Below are 15579 nucleotides of genomic sequence, written 5' to 3' on the forward strand. Positions count from 1 at the left end.
GCGCACTAGTTGTGCACTAGTTGCGCACTTCCAGGCCGCCCATGATGGCGTAGCCACGAATGATCAAACGCTTGTCGCTGTCCTTGGCCGGCATGGTCTTCTCGCTGAAGCCGCCCAGCAGCGGCGTGCCTTGCAGGCTGACGGTCCAGTCGTCGGGCACCTTGATTTCGATACCGCCGCACATGGCGAACACGTTCAGCACTGCCTCGCCCTGCATATTCGCGTGACGCAGGTCGAGCTGGCAGCCGCCCATGATGGCGGTGATTTCACCGCCGCGAAAATCGTTGGTGGTGATGCGGCGCTCCATGCCGCCCATCAGCGCCGTGACGTTGACGACGCTGTCGTTATCGGCCGCTGCGCCGGACTGATCAAGCTTGTCCAGCATCGACGCCGGCTTGCGGCTGTTGACGGACTTGAATATCACCACCAGGCCCAAGCCTATCATCAGCAGCGGCCCCAGCATGCGCCAGCTGATATGGAACAGGCCCATGCCTTTCAAGATCAGCACCGCACCCAGTCCGATCAGGACGCCGCCGGCGATCTTGCCGCCGCTGTGCTCGCTCTGGGACAGCTTCAGCGCACCGGCCAGGACCAGGATCACCGGCCAGAACTGCAGCGTGTAGTCAAAATCCAGGATGCCGAGGTTCTCGAGCAGGAAGATGCAGCCAAAGGCGATCACCGCCAAGCCTATCAGGACCTGGCCCGCGCCATGCCGTGCTCGTTTATTTTCCATAGTCCCGCTCCTGGTTCGATTCAAAATAGCGATGCAGCGCCGGCCTCAGCACCACCGTCAGTCCCCACATGATCAGCACCAGCGGCCAGCTGTTGCCGAAGCCCAGTCCCCACACGTGTTCGTACGAGCAGTAGAACCACGCCGCGAAAAACAGCTGCCAGCAGCCCTCCTGCACCAGCTTGGCGGTGCTGGGCGGTACCAGGTTGCTGATGCCGGCCACGGCCAGCATCCAGGGCCAGTAGCTCCAGATGCTGCCAAGATCCAGCACGCCGCTGCGGTCCAGCAGGAACACCGCGCCCGCACCGGTGAGGATGATGCCCCAGCTTAGCTGTTTGCGCCAGCTTTGCCCGCTTTCGTTATCCATTGCCGCCTCCCTGTGTTGGTATGGATGCGACGATACCCGGGAAGCGCGGCCGGCGATACAGCGTTTCGGCGAACAGCGGTCCGGCGTCGGTGAATGACGCCGCTTTCAGCGAACGGCGGTGCGGCGGCGGGGAGTGGACTGAAAAGAAAAGGGTTCAGGCCTTGCGGCGTGAACCCTTGCTGATGGTGCGGCACATGGCGCTATAGGCACATGGCGCTATACGATACGGCGACCTGTCATGACCTCCCGCCTGCGTTCATCTTCTGGTCGAACATCAACAGACCCCACCCGAGCTGGCGGCGGATTTCCTCCGGCGTCGGAGGCGGCTTGATATCCTGCGAGCGGCGTTCCAGATATTCCCGCACCACATACTTGGATGGGTGATTTGCGTTGGTCATGATAGCCTCCGTATGTGCAATCAACAGAGCCAGTGGATGCTGTTACAAGCTGTTTCCGACAGGCTCGCTACGTGAAATTGGTGCCGGTACTCGAGGCGGCCGGCCAACCTGCGGAGGAGCGTTTGCGCTGCGATCCTCGCGGCGCCTTGCATCGATCACGCAATGTCATCTTATGCCTGCGTGCGGGGATAGACCGTACGTTAACGCACACTTTGCGCACCGATTCCTTGAGCCAGGTCAAAACCCTGTAGGACTAGGTGCTATAAGGGCCGCTGCCAATTCTTACAGGCCCGGTTTCCAGCTTATTCTGGAGGAATTCGAGAAGCAGCCGATACGTTGTGAGGACTGTGTATGACGGTGACTGGCCGTGCCGCTGCAGGTCGTCGGTCGCGCGCGGCGTGCCGTGATGCGCAAGATAGTCCGGGCTGGCCAGCACGTGCAGCGGGCTGGAGCTCAGCGCGCGCGTGCAGCGTCGAATCGCTCAGGGTCCGATACGGATGGCGATGCCGGAGCGATGCCCGGACTGCGCACATTACATTGTTGAATTATCCCGGCTTGGCCGGCTGCTACATTGGCAGGGTTATCAAACGACAAAACTTGCTTGATTTCCCACCCGCACAAGGAGAGTCCTATGAACAATGCCGTCCTCGGCAAGGCGATCACCGCCCTGCTGCTATCCGCCGGCGTGCTCGCCGGCACCGCCGCCCACGCCGACGTGCTGACCTTCGATGGCCAGGGCAATACCTACTTCGGCGCCCTGCACGACACGCCGGGCAGCTACACCGACGAATTCGTGTTCACCATCGACGGCGAAGACCCGCTGATCGCCACCGGCACCGCCATCGTCGGCGCCACCGGCAGCGGCGCCGTCCGCCCTGCCAACTACACCTTCACCAGCCTCACCCTCTTCCGCACCAACGTCGACAGCAGCCGCACGCTGCTGGCGACCACGGCCGAACTGGGCGACGGCGGCCTGTACTACCCCTACGCCTCGTTGGCGCCGGGCAACTACGGCATCCTGATCAGCGGCGCCACCACCTTGCTCAACACGGGCGGTTCCTATGCCGCCACGCTGAACCTGGCGCCGGTGCCGGAACCAGCCACGTATGGAATGTTGCTAGCCGGCATGGGCATGCTGGCTTTTGTGGGGCGGCGCACGAAATCCTGAAAGACAGGCAACTTGTTGCCGAATTTGTTACCATCGGCGCTCGTTACCCAAAAGGAGAGAAAAAAATGCTGCAACACAAGACGGTCCGGTTCACGGCCGCTGTATTAAGTATGTTCATCATCACCGCGTCCCAGGTGCAAGCCCAGGACGCGGCCCAGAAAGCCAAGCTCGCCAACGTGTCCATCCTCGCCACCGGCGGCACCATCGCCGGTAGCGGCGCCTCGTCCACCACCACCATCGGCTACACGGCCGCCACGGTTGGCGTACAGCAACTGATCAAGGCCGTTCCCGAACTGTCCAAAGTGGCCAACGTCAGCGGCGAGCAAGTATTCCAGATCGCCAGCGAAAGCATGACCAACGACCATTGGCTGGCCTTGGGCAAGCGCGTCAACACGCTGCTGGCCCAGAGCAATGTGGACGGCATCGTCATCACGCACGGCACCGACACCCTGGAAGAGACCGCCTACTTCCTGAACCTGGTCGTCAAGAGCCGCAAGCCGGTCGTGCTGGTCGGCGCCATGCGCCCATCGACCGCCATGTCGGCCGACGGTCCGATCAACCTGTACAACGCCGTGCTGCTGGCGGCCGACCCCGGCGCCGCCGGCAAGGGCGTGATGGTCGCGATGGGCGACCAGATCCATGGCGCGCGCGACGTCAGCAAGACCAACACCTCCACCCCGGACGCCTTCAAGACGCTGGATCTGGGCATGATGGGCTACATCCAGGGCGGCAAACCCTACTTCTACCACGTGTCGACCCGCAAGCATACGGCCGACACCGAGTTCGACATCAGCGGCCTGAACGCACTGCCGCAAGTTGACATCGTCTACGGCTACGCCAATATGAACCCGGTCGCGCTGGACGCCTTCGTGGCGGCAGGCGCCAAAGGCATCATCCATGCCGGCACCGGCGACGGCAGCCTGGCTGCCAAGGTGAAGCCTGCCCTGAGCAACGCGCGCAAGAACGGCACGCTGATCGTGCGCTCCAGCCGCGTCGGCCAGGGTATCGTGGCGCGCAACGGCGAAGCCAATGACGATGAACTGGATTTCGTGGTGTCGGATACGCTGAACCCGCAGAAAGCCCGCATCCTGCTGATGCTGGCGCTGACCAAGACCAATAACAGCAAAGATATCCAGCGCATGTTCTACAATTACTAAGAGAAGGCTGCTTAGCGACACAAGGCCTTTCCTCGCGGGAAGGCCTTTTTTTATATGAGATCCGTATCCGTACTATTACTATACTGTCTGTTGGCCTTGCCCTGCGGCGCGGGCGAGATTGTATTCGCCGTCTCCACTGGCAGCGCCATGCCGATGACGGAGTTCCGCAATGGCGTATTGACCGGCGGCTTGCTGAAGGAATTCGGCGACGCCTTGGCGCGTGAATTAAATGTCACCCCGCGTTATCTGTCCTTTCCCCGCAAGCGCGTCGAAGCTGCGTTAATCGGAGGCCAGGCGGATCTGGTGTGCGATTTAAGGCCAGAATGGCTGGACCGCAAAGACTGGCATTGGACCGCGTCCATTTTTGCCAATAATATGATAGTTGCAAGCCGGGACGACACCTATCCCTTGCCGCACATAGCCGCGCTGGCCGATCGACGCGTCGGCACCATATTGGGCTATCGCTACCAGGAAGTTGAATATGCGCTTGGAAAACAATTCCTGCGTGACGAAGCGTTGACCGACGAAATCAACCTGAATAAATTGCTGACCCGCCGCTTTGAATATCTGCTCACCAATTCGCTGTATTTCGACTACCAGCGCAAAGTCCATCCCGAGCGCAAGCACCTGAACCCGCGCTCCTACAAAATAACATCCTTTGACACCTACTGCGCCCTGCCGCCGCATGGGAAATTATCGTTGGCCGAAGTGGATCGCGCGATCCAGGCGATCAAGGGGCGCGGCGATATCCAGGCCATACTGTCCCGCTTCCGCCCCGCCGGCAATTAGTTTCCCCAGCGCCCGGCCCTGTCCATGCACGGCCAGTTCAAGCCAAATGTTGGCTTAATCACACCAAATTTTGGCATAGCTGCGTCCCGCCAGCATACCCGGCACCTTGAATGCCGGGAAATGCAAGGAGCCCAGTCTGGCCTGCGGCACATTATTAGAGGCTCTCGAAAACCCGTCATGCCGCATCGGCGAGTGCCACGCATGCGGGAACCTGTGCGTCGCACCCTCTCCTGCCGCGCATAGATTCCAGCCTGCGCAGCAGTTTGCCGATGCGGAGTTTTTCCAGGCTTTTTACCGCGGATCGCCATTTCCGGATACGCCTGAGCAGTATGAACTTTGCTTTACAATGACAACGTCAAGAGCTGAATTGAAATGAGTTGCAATCTGGCCCCTGCACCTGCGCAAGCGCCTGGACTATGGACTGCCTGGATATTCCAGGGATAGCTCAATACATCAGGTGGCCTGCCTTGACCGGAACGCATACGGCTGCTATTCAGTGAACAACTGCAATGACGCTTGGCGGATATTACTCTGCTCCAATGCAGCGGGTATGCCGCCGACGTATATGGTAGTTACACTCCTCGGCGCATTCAGATAATGGAATAGCGGCAATGAAATCGCGGCAATGGATGATCGTGAAGGAATATCGAGCTTATCGGCGAGATATCTCGGCGCAGCAAAAGCACGAATACAGCAGTACTACGACGACGCGGATCAAAACGGCCGCGTGGATGCTGAATTTAATGGAATTTTCTGGCCTGCCCAGCAGGAATCGAACCTGCGACCCTCAGCTTAGAAGGCTGATGCTCTATCCAACTGAGCTATGGGCAGTCATGGTGTTTTATGCCGGCGGATTATTCGTCCGCGGAAATGAAAAACGGGCTGTCTTTCGACAACCCGTTTAAAAGTTCTTGGTCGGAGTACAAGGATTCGAACCTTGGACCCCCTGGTCCCAAACCAGGTGCGCTACCGGGCTGCGCTACACTCCGATGAACGTATTATAGGTGCTAGCCCCCTATGCCGTCAATGCAGCGGGAGAAAAGTTTCACCTGATTACGAATTAAGCAGCCAGCTTGGCATCCACCTTGTCGGCGATGCGGCGCGCGCAATTGAGTGCGGCGTCGGCGTCGCGCGCCTCGACCATCACGCGTATCAGCGGTTCGGTGCCCGATGCGCGTATCAGCACGCGGCCGGTCTCGCCCAGTTCGCGCTCGACGGCTTCCTTCTCGGCCACCATGGCGGGGTTCTTCTGCCAGTCGAAACCGGCCGGCACGCGCACATTGATCAAGGTCTGCGGGAACAGCACCAGCTCGGCCGCGCACTGCTCCAGCGAGGTGCCGCTGCGTTTCAGCGCCGACAACACTTGCAATGCGGACACGATGCCATCGCCGGTGGTGTGCTTGTCCAGGGCCAGCAGGTGGCCGGAACCCTCGCCGCCCAGCAGCCAGCCGCGCTCCTGCATCACTTCCAGCACGTAGCGGTCGCCCACCTTGGCGCGCGCAAACGGGATATTCTTGTGCTTGAAAGCGACTTCCAGCGCCATATTCGTCATCAGGGTGCCGACGGCGCCGGCCACCGGGCCGGTGGCGCAGCGGTCCATCACCATCACGTACAACAGCTCGTCGCCGTTGTAGAGGCGGCCCTTGGCGTCGCACATGATGAGGCGGTCCGCGTCGCCGTCGAGCGCGATGCCGAGGTCGGCGCCGTGCTCGACCACGGCGGCGGCCATGGCGGCAGGCGCGGTCGCGCCGAAGCCGTCGTTGATGTTGTAGCCGGACGGCTTGTTGCCGATGGGGATCACTTCCGCGCCCAGTTCATGGAACACGTGCGGCGCGATGTTGTAGGCGGCGCCGTGGGCGCAGTCGACCACGATTTTCAGGCCGCGCAGGTCCAGCGCATTGGGGAAGGTGCTCTTGCAGAACTCGATGTAGCGGCCCTGGGCGTCGTCCAGGCGCTTGGCGCGGCCGAGCTTGTCGGGCGCCACGCATTCCATCGGCAGTTCCAGCTGGGCTTCGATGTCCAGTTCCACCGCGTCCGGCAGCTTGGCGCCCTGGTCGGAGAAGAACTTGATGCCGTTGTCCTGGTAGGGATTGTGCGAGGCGGAAATCACGACGCCGGCCTGCAGGCGCAGCGCGCGCGTCAGGTAGGCGATGGCCGGGGTAGGCATCGGGCCGGCCAGCATCACGTCCACGCCTGCCGCCGCAAAACCGGCTTCCAGCGCCGCTTCCAGCATATAGCCGGAAATCCGGGTGTCCTTGCCGATCAGCACGGTCGAGCGCACCGAGCCGCCCGTGTTTTTAACCAGCACTTTGCCTGCGGCATAGCCCAGGCGCATCACGAAGTCCGGGGTGATGGGCGCCACGCCGACCAAGCCGCGTACGCCATCGGTACCAAAATATTTGCGTGCCATATCTGTTCTCTTTATCGTTAGTTTGCCGCTTGCCATACTTTCAGTGCATCGACGGTTTCCGCCACGTCGTGCACCCTGACTATTTTCGCGCCGTGCGCCACCGCCGCCAGCGCGCCGCCTATGCTGCCGGCCATGCGCTGTTCGACCGGCTTGCCCGTCACCGCGCCTATCATGGACTTGCGCGACACACCCGCCAGCAGCGGTACGCCGAGCTCTTCCACCAGTTGGCGGCCGGACTTGATCAAAGCATAATTATGCTCGACTGTCTTACCAAAGCCAAATCCCGGATCGATCCAGATGCGATGCCGTTCGATGCCTGCGGCTAGCAGCGCGTCTATGCGTTCGCGCAGGAAACCGGCCACTTCGCGTACCACGTCGCCGTACTCGGGCTGCCGCTGCATGGTGGCCGGGTCGCCGCGCATGTGCATAATACACAAGGCGCAGTCGCTGTCGCGCACGGCAGCTATCGCGCCCGGGGCGCGGAAGCCGTTGATGTCGTTGATCATGTCGACGCCGGCCAGCACCGCTTCGCGCATGACGGCAGGTTTATAGGTGTCGACCGAGATCGCCTTGCCGCAGTCGCGCAGCGCGTAGACTACCGGCATCACGCGCCGCAGCTCGTCTTCCCGCGATACGGCCGGTGCGCCGGGGCGGCTCGATTCGCCGCCGATGTCGATGATGTCCACGCCCTGCTCCATCATCTGCTCGGCGTGCGCCAGCGCGAATTCCAGCGTCTGGTGCTGGCCGCCGTCGGAGAAGGAGTCGGGGGTGACGTTGAGGATGCCCATGACGAGAGCGCCCGCCGGGTGCAGCGGGAGGTTGAAACGGCCGAACGGTATGGTGTGTCGCATGGAAACTAAAGAGCGTGGTTGAAAATGCAAAAAGGGCGAGGATCGCTCCTCACCCTTTCCGTATGCTGATGTGCCGCCCGGCGTTCAGGCCGGTGCGGTGGCGCTGCTCGGCGTGGCGCCGGGGCCGTCGCCGCTGCTAGGCTGTTTGCGCAGCGTCACGCCGGCTTTCGGCGGACGCGGCTCCAGGCCGGCCATGATGTCGTTGATCTGGTCCGCGTCGATGGTTTCCCATTCCAGCAGCGTCTTCGTCATCACTTCGACCTTGTCGCGGTTGTCTTCCAGCAGCTTGCGGGCCAGCGCGTACTGCGAGTCCAGGATGTTGCGGATTTCCGCATCCACCTTCTGCTGCGTCGCTTCCGAGATGGTCTTGTTGGTGCCGCCCATGAAGCCTTCGTTCTGGGTGTCCTCGTAGACCATCACGCCCAGCGCGTCGGACATGCCGAAGCGGGTCACCATCGAGCGGGCCAGCTTGGTGGCGCGCGAGAAGTCGTTCGAGGCGCCGGTCGACATCTGGCCGACGAAGATCTCCTCGGCGATGCGGCCGCCGAACAGGATGGAAATCTCTTCCAGCATCTTGTCCTTGTAGCCGGAGATGTTGTCATGCTCTGGCAGCTGCCAGGTCAGGCCCAGGGCCCAGCCGCGCGGCATGATGGTCACTTTGTGGACCGGATCGGCCTTCGGCAGCAGCTTGGCGACCACCGCGTGGCCACTCTCGTGGTAGGCGGTGTTGCGGCGCTCTTCCTCGCGGATGATCATGGACTTGCGTTCCGGGCCCATGAAGATCTTGTCTTTCGCGTCCTCGAAGTCCTGCATGTCGACCAGGCGCTTGTTGCGGCGCGCGGCGAACAGCGCGGCTTCGTTGACCAGGTTGGCCAGGTCGGCGCCCGAGAAGCCGGGGGTGCCGCGCGCCAGGATGTCGGCCTTGACGTCGGTGCCGATCGGCACCTTGCGCATGTGCACGTTCAGGATCTGTTCGCGGCCGCGGATGTCCGGCAGGCCCACCGAGACCTGGCGGTCGAAACGGCCCGGACGCAGCAGCGCCTTGTCGAGCACGTCGGCACGGTTGGTGGCGGCCACGACGATGACGCCGGAACTCGCTTCGAAACCGTCCATCTCGACCAGCAGCTGGTTCAAGGTCTGTTCGCGTTCATCGTTGCCGCCGCCCATGCCGGCGCCGCGATGGCGGCCGACGGCGTCGATTTCGTCGATGAAGATGATGCAAGGCGAATGCTTCTTGGCGTTCTCGAACATGTCGCGCACGCGGGACGCGCCCACGCCGACGAACATTTCAACGAAGTCCGAACCGGAGATCGAGAAGAACGGCACCTTGGCTTCGCCTGCGATGGCGCGCGCCAGCAGGGTTTTACCAGTGCCCGGAGGACCGACCATCAGCACGCCGCGTGGAATGCGGCCGCCCAGTTTCTGGAATTTGGTGGGGTCTTTCAGGAAGTCGACGATCTCGGTGACTTCCTCTTTCGCTTCGTCGCAGCCGGCGACGTCGCCGAAGGTGACGGTGTTGTTGGTTTCATCGAGCATGCGCGCCTTCGACTTGCCGAAGGAGAAAGCGCCGCCCTTGCCGCCGCCCTGCATCTGGCGCATGAAGAAGATCCACACGCCGATCAGCAGCAGCATCGGGAACCAGGACACGAACACCTGCTGCAGGAACGATGGCTCCTCGGGCGGCTTCACGTCGAAACGCACGCCGTTGTCGCGCAGATCGCCGATCAGGCCGCGGTCCAGATAGGTGGAGGTGGTGCGTACTTTACTGTCGTCGACGCGGGTGGCGTTGATGGTCGTGCCTTCGATCACCACTTCCTTCACGCGCTTGGCTTTGACTTCATCCAGCAGATCGGAATAAGCAATCGCCTTCGAACCGGCGGCCGAGCCATGATTCTCGAATTGCTTAAACAGCATGAATAATAGCAGGGCAACGACGACCCAAATGGCTGATTTGGAAAACATGTTATTCACGAAAACTCCTTGGATGCTGGGCGCATCTTTGACCGATAGCGAAATCCGATTTTACTCGCAATAGCGCCGCCCGTGCCATAAACCTGCCCTGTACGGTGCACAAATCCGGCGTGCACCTGCCGCGAGGAGGCGCAGATCCGCCCCTCACCGCCGGATTTGCGGCCGCAAGGGGAAATATCAAGAGGCTTTACACTATGGGATTGGACTTATTTTCGACCGGATTCTTCAAACCTCGCCCGAGCAGGAAAATTTCGGACGATTTGTCGCGGCTCGCTTTCGGTTTTTTCTGCGTCACGGTCTTGAATTCGGCGCGGAATTTGTCGTAGACCGCGTTGAAACCCATATCTTTAAAGCACTTGACCAGCAGCGCGCCGCCCGGTTTCAGGTGCAATTGCGAGAATTCGATGGCCAGGTCGATCAAATCCTCCATGCGCGCGGCGTCCGCCGAGGCGATGCCCGACAAGTTGGGCGCCATGTCCGACAGCACCAGGTCGCATTTGCGCCCCTGCAACACCGATCCCAGCTGCTCCAGGGTTTCAAGTTCCCGGAAGTCGCCCAGGATGAAGTGGACGTCGGCGATCGGCTCCATCGGCAGCATGTCCAGGCCTATCATGGTGCCGTTGATGCCGCCGCCCTCCTTGCCGGCCAGCTTGCGCCGGACGTACTGCCCCCAGCTGCCGGGCGTGCTGCCCAGGTCGACGATCACCTGCCCTGGTTTGACCAGGTGTTCGTCCTCGTCGATTTCCTTGAGCTTGTAAGCGGCGCGGGCGCGGTAGCCATCTTTCTGGGCCGCTTTCACGTAAGGATCGTTAATATGGTCATGCAACCAGTTTTTGTTTAATTTCTTCTTCTTCATTCGCGTAGAATACTGCCTTTAGAGAACCACCGAAAAAAATATTATGATCAAACTCACTCCCGTTGAACGCGCCGCCCTGCGCGCCGAGGCCCATGGCCTGAAACCTGTCGTCATGATAGGCGAAGCGGGCTTGACGCCTGCCGTCATCAAGGAAATCGACCTGGGTCTGGACTCGCATGGCCTGATCAAGGTCCGCGTCTTCGGCGACGACCGCGAAGCCCGCGCCGGCATGTACGACACCATTTGCGAGCAACTGGGCGCCGCCCCGGTGCAGCACATCGGCAAACTGCTGGTCCTGTACCGCCCGAAAAAGGAAGTGGAAAAGGAACGCAGCGGCAAGTCCGGCAAGGGCATGCGCACCGTCACCATCGTCAAACCTAGCGCCAGCGGCACCAAGAAGCCGTCCGTTAGCAAGGTTGTGCTGAAGGGGAATGAGCGCGTTACCGAAGGCGGCACCATCAAGCGTGCCAAGGTACGCCAGAAGAGCACCAAGAAGTCCGCGCTGGGTTGATCGGCTCTGGCGGGTTACGGCGCGGTGCGCCTAACCCGCCCTACGATTCATCGGCAGCGCGATGTAGGGCGGGTTAGCGGCGAAGCCGCGTAACCCGCCACACCGGCGCCGCCGTCATTGCTTCAGGACCAGCCAGCCTGCCAGCAGGCTCTGGACCAGATAGATGCCGCTCGACATTCCATGCAGCATGCCAAAGCGGCTCTTCGCCGCCGATGCCATCACGCCCGCCGGACCGGCAGCGGCGCGCAGTTCCGCCATCATCGGCTGCAGGCCGAAATGGCTCACCACCGTACACATCACCATCAGCACGATGATCGCCAGCACGGTGCGGCGGCGCTTGCCGTCCCAGCCGGGCGTGGCGCGCCACAGCAGCAGCATCATGGCCATGCCGCAGCCCAGCGACAGCAGTGCCACCGCGTGGAACAGGCTGCCGGCAATGGTGCCCGCCAGCACGCGGTCGCTCAGCGTCGCGAACAGGGTCGGCGCCACCAGGTAGCCCACCGCCCACAGGCTGCCGGCCCACAGGGCGGCGACCAGCAGGCGCACTTTGGGCATGAAATCGGCCATCAGACGTAGCGCACTTCCAGGATCTCGTATTCGCGCGGGCCGGACGGCGCCTGCACTTCGACCACGTCGCCGGCCGACTTGCCGATCAGCGCGCGGGCGATCGGCGAGGTCACCGACACTTTGCTCAGTTTCAGGTCGGCTTCATCCAGGCCGACGATCTGGTAGGTCACTTTTGCGCCGGACTCGAGGTCTTCCAGGTCCACGGTGGAGGCGAACACCACGCGGCCTTCGGCGTCCAGCTGGGTCGGATCGATGATCTGCGCAGCGCTCAGTTTGCCTTCCAGTTCCGCGATGCGGCCTTCGACGAACGCCTGGCGCTCCTTGGCGGCGTCGTACTCGGCGTTTTCGGACAGGTCGCCGTGCGAACGCGCTTCGGCGATCGCGTCGATCACCATGCGGCGCTCCTTGGTCTTCAACTGGTGCAACTCCGTTTTCAGGAGTTCTGCGCCGAATTTGGTTAATGGAACTGAAGTCATAATTGTCTCTCTTGGTTACGAAAAGCACAGAGCCCGCGCCATGCATCGGCGCGGGCTCTGTGTCAGCGGCTTTTGAAGGCTTACCGCTTAAAGGAGCTTAGTGTAAGGTTTTATGCAGGCCTTGTAAATCGTACACACGCAACTCGTCCAAATGACGGATGCCGGCCACCGCCGCTTCCGCGCCGGCAATCGTCGTGTACGTCGTCACGCGGGCCGCCAGCGAGGAGGTGCGGATGGCGCGCGAATCGGTGATGGCGCTGCGCTTCTCTTCCACCGTGTTGATGACCAGCACGATCTCGTGGTTCTTGATCATGTCGACCACGTGCGGACGGCCCTCGACCATCTTGTTGACCGGGGTGACGGGGATGCCCGCCGCCGAGATCACCGCGGCCGTGCCCTTGGTGGCCACCAGCGTGAAGCCGGCGTCGACCAGGTCGCGCGCCACTTTCACAGCGCGCGGCTTGTCCGAGGCTTTCACCGACAGGAACACGCGGCCCGACTTCGGCAGGTTGATGCCGGCGCCCAGCTGCGACTTGACGAACGCTTCCGGGAAGGTCATGCCCACGCCCATCACTTCGCCGGTCGATTTCATCTCGGGGCCGAGGATGGTGTCCACGCCAGGGAATTTCACGAACGGGAACACGGCTTCCTTGACGCTGAAGTAAGGCGGCACCACTTCGGTGGTTACGCCCTGCGATTCCAGGCTCTGGCCGACCATGCAGCGCGCGGCGATCTTGGCCAGTTGCAGGCCGGTCGCCTTCGACACGAACGGCACGGTGCGCGAGGCGCGCGGATTCACTTCCAGCACGAAGACGACGTCTTTCAGTTCACCTTCAACCTCCTGCTTCTGGATCGCGAACTGCACATTCATCAGGCCGACCACGTTCAGGCCCTTGGCCATCAGCGCAGTCTGGCGCTTCAGTTCGTCGATGGTGTCCTGCGACAGCGAGTAAGGCGGCAGCGAGCAGGCCGAATCGCCCGAGTGCACGCCGGCTTGCTCGATGTGCTCCATCACGCCGCCGATGAAGGTGGTAGCGCCGTCGGAGATGCAGTCCACGTCGCACTCGATGGCGTCGTTCAGGAAGCGGTCCAGCAGAACCGGCGAGTCGTGCGACACCTTGACCGCTTCGCGCATGTAGCGCTCCAGGTCGCGCTGTTCGTGCACGATTTCCATCGCGCGGCCGCCCAGCACGTAGGAAGGACGCACCACCAGCGGGTAGCCGATTTCCTGCGCCAGGCGCAGTGCTTCTTCCTCGGTGCGCGCGGTGCGGTTAGGCGGCTGGCGCAGGCCCAGGTCCTGCAGCAGCTTCTGGAAACGCTCGCGGTCTTCGGCGGCGTCGATCATGTCCGGCGAGGTGCCGATGATGGGCACGCCGTTCGCCTCCAGGTCCAGCGCCAGCTTCAGCGGGGTCTGGCCGCCGTACTGCACGATCACGCCCACCGGTTTTTCCAGCGCCACGATTTCCAGCACGTCTTCCAGCGTCAGCGACTCGAAGTACAGGCGGTCCGAGGTGTCGTAGTCGGTCGACACGGTTTCAGGGTTGCAGTTGACCATGATGGTCTCGTAGCCGTCTTCGCGCATCGCCAGCGCGGCGTGCACGCAGCAGTAGTCGAACTCGATACCCTGGCCGATGCGGTTAGGACCGCCGCCCAGCACCATGATCTTCTTCTTGTCGGTCGGCTTGGACTCGCATTCCTCGTCGTAGGTCGAGTACATATACGCGGTGTCGGTCGAGAACTCGGCGGCGCAGGTGTCGACGCGCTTGTAGACCGGACGGATGTTCAGCTCGTGGCGCTTGTTGCGCACGGCGGTGTCGGTGGTCTGCAGCAGGAAGCCCAGGCGGCGGTCCGAGAAGCCCTTCTGTTTCAGCTTGTACAGCACGGTCTTGTCGAGGTTGTCCAGCTTCTGGGTGTCGAGCCACAGTTCCAGGTCGACGATCTCCTTGATCTGGATCAGGAACCACGGGTCGATGTGCGTCAGCGCGTGCACCTCTTCCAAGGTGAAGCCCTGGGCGAAGGCGTCGCCCACGTACCAGATGCGTTCAGGACCGGGCTCGCCCAGCTCTTCCTCGATCTTCTCGCGGTCGCGGGTTTTCTCGTTCATGCCGTCCACGCCCACTTCCAGGCCGCGCAAGGCTTTCTGGAACGACTCCTGGAAGTTGCGGCCGATGGCCATCACTTCGCCGACGGATTTCATCTGCGTGGTCAGGTGGTGGTCGGCGGTCGGGAACTTCTCGAACGTGAAGCGCGGGATCTTGGTGACCACGTAGTCGATCGACGGTTCGAACGAGGCCGGGGTTGCGCCGCCGGTGATCTCGTTGCGCAGCTCGTCCAGCGTGAAGCCGACGGCCAGCTTGGCCGCCACCTTGGCGATCGGGAAGCCGGTCGCTTTCGAGGCCAGCGCCGAGGAACGCGATACGCGCGGGTTCATTTCGATGACGATCATGCGGCCGTCGGCCGGGTTGATCGAGAACTGCACGTTCGAGCCGCCGGTGTCGACGCCGATTTCACGCAGCACCGCCAGCGAGGCGTTGCGCATGATCTGGTATTCCTTGTCGGTCAGCGTCTGCGCCGGGGCCACGGTGATCGAGTCGCCGGTGTGCACGCCCATCGGGTCCAGGTTTTCGATCGAGCAGATGATGATGCAGTTGTCCGCCTTGTCGCGCACCACTTCCATCTCATACTCTTTCCAGCCGATCAGCGATTCTTCGATCAGCAGTTCGGAGGTCGGCGACGCTTCCAGGCCGCGCTTGCAGATGGTTTCGAATTCTTCTTCGTTGTAGGCGATGCCGCCGCCGGTGCCGCCCATGGTGAACGACGGGCGGATGATGACCGGGAAGCCCAGCGTGCGCTGCACGGCCCACGATTCTTCCATGGTGTGCGACACGCCCGACTTGGCCGAACCGAGGCCGATCTTGGTCATTGCGTCCTTGAACTTGGAGCGGTCCTCGGCCTTGTCGATGGCTTCCGGGGTGGCGCCGATCAGCTCGACCTTGTACTTGTCCAGCACGCCGTGCCGGTGCAGGTCCAGCGCGCAGTTCAGCGCGGTCTGGCCGCCCATGGTCGGCAGGATCGCGTCCGGCTTTTCCTTGGCGATGATGCGCTCGACGACCTGCCAGGTGATCGGCTCGATGTAGGTCACATCGGCCATTTCCGGGTCGGTCATGATGGTGGCCGGATTGCTGTTGACCAGGATGACTTTGTAGCCTTCCTCGCGCAGGGCCTTGCAGGCCTGGGCGCCGGAATAGTCGAACTCGCAGGCCTGGCCGATGATGATGGGGCCGGCGCCGATGATCAGAATACTTTTAATGTCTGTACGTTTTGGCAT

At 62.0% G+C, this 15579-nt stretch carries 14 protein-coding genes and 2 tRNA genes; 4 read left to right on the forward strand and 12 right to left on the reverse strand.

The genetic code is table 11. The annotated features are described in order from the left end of the window. Positions 1 to 16: 16 nt before the first annotated feature. The 3 genes from ACSQ8Y_RS13755 to ACSQ8Y_RS13765 form a co-directional block, all read right to left on the reverse strand. Positions 17 to 733: a LiaF transmembrane domain-containing protein gene (locus ACSQ8Y_RS13755; protein WP_436267030.1), complete on the reverse strand. Its 717-nt coding sequence runs from the start codon at positions 731 to 733 to the stop codon at positions 17 to 19. Then, positions 723 to 1097 carry a LiaF transmembrane domain-containing protein gene (locus ACSQ8Y_RS13760; RefSeq protein ID WP_436267031.1) on the reverse strand — a complete coding sequence of 125 codons (375 nt, stop codon included), beginning with the start codon at positions 1095 to 1097 and terminating at the stop codon, positions 723 to 725. Before ACSQ8Y_RS13760 ends, ACSQ8Y_RS13755 begins: the two co-directional genes overlap by 11 nt. Before the next feature lie 236 nt (positions 1098 to 1333). Then, on the reverse strand, positions 1334 to 1495 hold the full coding sequence (locus tag ACSQ8Y_RS13765) for a hypothetical protein (protein ID WP_436267032.1): 162 nt from the start codon (positions 1493 to 1495) through the stop codon (positions 1334 to 1336). A 631-nt stretch (positions 1496 to 2126) separates the two neighbouring features. Here ACSQ8Y_RS13765 and ACSQ8Y_RS13770 point away from each other — a divergent pair. The 3 genes from ACSQ8Y_RS13770 to ACSQ8Y_RS13780 all read left to right on the forward strand — a co-directional run bounded on the left by ACSQ8Y_RS13770 (position 2127) and on the right by ACSQ8Y_RS13780 (position 4609). Further along, positions 2127 to 2663: an FxDxF family PEP-CTERM protein gene (locus tag ACSQ8Y_RS13770; RefSeq protein WP_436267033.1), complete on the forward strand. Its 537-nt coding sequence runs from the start codon at positions 2127 to 2129 to the stop codon at positions 2661 to 2663. A gap of 110 nt (positions 2664 to 2773) precedes the next feature. Then, on the forward strand, positions 2774 to 3820 hold the full coding sequence (locus ACSQ8Y_RS13775; protein ID WP_436269820.1) for a type II asparaginase: 1047 nt from the start codon (positions 2774 to 2776) through the stop codon (positions 3818 to 3820). Between the two features lie 147 nt (positions 3821 to 3967). Next, the gene (locus ACSQ8Y_RS13780) at positions 3968 to 4609 is read left to right on the forward strand and encodes a substrate-binding periplasmic protein (protein ID WP_436267034.1); all 642 of its coding nucleotides are present in this window, start codon (positions 3968 to 3970) and stop codon (positions 4607 to 4609) included. Between the two features lie 754 nt (positions 4610 to 5363). On the opposite strand, the gene ACSQ8Y_RS13785 is transcribed toward ACSQ8Y_RS13780, so the two are convergent. The 6 genes from ACSQ8Y_RS13785 to ACSQ8Y_RS13810 form a co-directional block, all read right to left on the reverse strand. After that, a tRNA-Arg gene (locus ACSQ8Y_RS13785) sits at positions 5364 to 5440 on the reverse strand. An 81-nt stretch (positions 5441 to 5521) separates the two neighbouring features. Then, a tRNA-Pro gene (locus tag ACSQ8Y_RS13790) sits at positions 5522 to 5598 on the reverse strand. A gap of 71 nt (positions 5599 to 5669) precedes the next feature. Then, positions 5670 to 7019, reverse strand: coding sequence for a phosphoglucosamine mutase (gene glmM, locus ACSQ8Y_RS13795; protein WP_436267035.1), 1350 nt, complete (start codon positions 7017 to 7019; stop codon positions 5670 to 5672). A gap of 17 nt (positions 7020 to 7036) precedes the next feature. After that, positions 7037 to 7870 carry a dihydropteroate synthase gene (folP, locus tag ACSQ8Y_RS13800; RefSeq protein WP_436267036.1) on the reverse strand — a complete coding sequence of 278 codons (834 nt, stop codon included), beginning with the start codon at positions 7868 to 7870 and terminating at the stop codon, positions 7037 to 7039. Positions 7871 to 7954: 84 nt separating this feature from the next. Beyond that, positions 7955 to 9841 carry an ATP-dependent zinc metalloprotease FtsH gene (ftsH, locus tag ACSQ8Y_RS13805; protein ID WP_436267037.1) on the reverse strand — a complete coding sequence of 629 codons (1887 nt, stop codon included), beginning with the start codon at positions 9839 to 9841 and terminating at the stop codon, positions 7955 to 7957. A gap of 187 nt (positions 9842 to 10028) precedes the next feature. Further along, a complete protein-coding gene (locus ACSQ8Y_RS13810) occupies positions 10029 to 10697 on the reverse strand; it encodes an RlmE family RNA methyltransferase (protein WP_436267038.1) in 669 nt (222 codons plus the stop codon). Between the two features lie 43 nt (positions 10698 to 10740). On the opposite strand from ACSQ8Y_RS13810, the gene ACSQ8Y_RS13815 reads away from it, so the two are divergent. Continuing rightward, a complete protein-coding gene (locus tag ACSQ8Y_RS13815) occupies positions 10741 to 11208 on the forward strand; it encodes a YhbY family RNA-binding protein (RefSeq protein ID WP_436267039.1) in 468 nt (155 codons plus the stop codon). Between the two features lie 114 nt (positions 11209 to 11322). On the opposite strand, the gene ACSQ8Y_RS13820 is transcribed toward ACSQ8Y_RS13815, so the two are convergent. From ACSQ8Y_RS13820 to carB, 3 genes are all read right to left on the reverse strand, one after another. Continuing rightward, positions 11323 to 11763 carry a DUF4149 domain-containing protein gene (locus tag ACSQ8Y_RS13820; RefSeq protein WP_436267040.1) on the reverse strand — a complete coding sequence of 147 codons (441 nt, stop codon included), beginning with the start codon at positions 11761 to 11763 and terminating at the stop codon, positions 11323 to 11325. Positions 11764 to 11774: 11 nt separating this feature from the next. Next, positions 11775 to 12251, reverse strand: a complete 477-nt coding sequence (gene greA, locus ACSQ8Y_RS13825; RefSeq protein WP_436267041.1) for a transcription elongation factor GreA — start codon at positions 12249 to 12251, stop codon at positions 11775 to 11777. A 97-nt stretch (positions 12252 to 12348) separates the two neighbouring features. Beyond that, positions 12349 to 15579: a carbamoyl-phosphate synthase large subunit gene (gene carB, locus ACSQ8Y_RS13830; RefSeq protein WP_436267042.1), complete on the reverse strand. Its 3231-nt coding sequence runs from the start codon at positions 15577 to 15579 to the stop codon at positions 12349 to 12351.

This window comes from Pseudoduganella sp. LjRoot289 (assembly GCF_964252925.1).
Taxonomy (GTDB): Bacteria; Pseudomonadota; Gammaproteobacteria; order Burkholderiales; family Burkholderiaceae_D; genus Rugamonas.